This window comes from Siminovitchia fortis (assembly GCF_003605365.2).
Taxonomy (GTDB): Bacteria; Bacillota; Bacilli; order Bacillales; family Bacillaceae_C; genus Siminovitchia; species Siminovitchia fortis.
The window spans coordinates 1-477 of record NZ_QYTU02000108.1; the positions used below are offsets into that span (position 1 = coordinate 1).

The 477-nt window shown below is 55.8% G+C and carries 1 protein-coding gene; it reads right to left on the reverse strand.

Features of this window, described 5'->3' with window-relative positions:
• A partial coding sequence (locus D4N35_RS17875; RefSeq protein WP_164876428.1) for an ATP-binding cassette domain-containing protein occupies positions 1–423 on the reverse strand: 423 nt, incomplete at its 3' end.
• Between the last annotated feature and the right edge of the window lie 54 nt (positions 424–477).

A 477-nucleotide genomic window follows, 5' to 3' on the forward strand; every position in this document is an offset into this window, starting at 1 on the left:
TTTTTTCGGCATGCCCAGCACATGGACCGGCGCTTCTGTCACATTCTTCAATATAGTCATATGCGGAAACAGGTTGTACTGTTGAAACACCATGCCGATCTTCCCGCGCACCTTGCGCAGATGCTTTTCCCCGGCAGGGACGAGTTCTCCTTTGACTTCCTCGTGCCAAAGTGGCTCCCCGTCGACTTCGATCAGGCCGGATGTCGGCTCCTCGAGCGTCATGAGCATCCGGATGATCGTCGTCTTGCCCGAGCCGCTCGGCCCGATGATCGTGATCTTCTCCCCTTGCTCGATATCCAGGTCCAGCCCTTTTAAGACTTCAAAATCGCCGAACGATTTCCGGATATCCCGGTAGCGGACGATCGGCCGGTCCGATTTTGGCTCCGGCGCCTCATTTACTTCTTCACGGATCGCATCCTGCATCGCTGCCATCACGCGCTCACTCCTTTATTCGTTTGTTGTCTTCCGCGGCTTCTG